Below are 306 nucleotides of genomic sequence, written 5' to 3' on the forward strand. Positions count from 1 at the left end.
ACCTTAAAGGTGTGGGGCGCATCTATCAGCAAACCTTTGTTGATACCTATAGCAAGGTAGCATTTGCCAAGCTGTACACGACGAAAACGCCTATCACTTCGGCTGATTTGCTCAATGACCGAGTGCTACCGTTCTTTGAGGCTCAAGCCTTACCGATGCTGCGTATTTTGACTGACCGGGGCACAGAATACTGTGGCAAAGTAGAGCAGCACGATTATCAGCTTTACCTAGCGATTAATGACATTGAACACACCAAAACCAGGGCGCGTCATCCGCAAACCAATGGTATCTGTGAACGCTTCCATA

General features: G+C 47.7%; 1 protein-coding gene. It reads left to right on the forward strand.

The features are described 5' to 3' along the window. On the forward strand, positions 1 to 306 hold a 306-nt coding region (locus tag J3L11_RS19730; protein WP_207572013.1), incomplete at both ends, for a DDE-type integrase/transposase/recombinase.

The organism is Shewanella sp. 4t3-1-2LB (genome assembly GCF_017368415.1).
GTDB lineage: Bacteria > Pseudomonadota > Gammaproteobacteria > Enterobacterales > Shewanellaceae > Shewanella > Shewanella fodinae.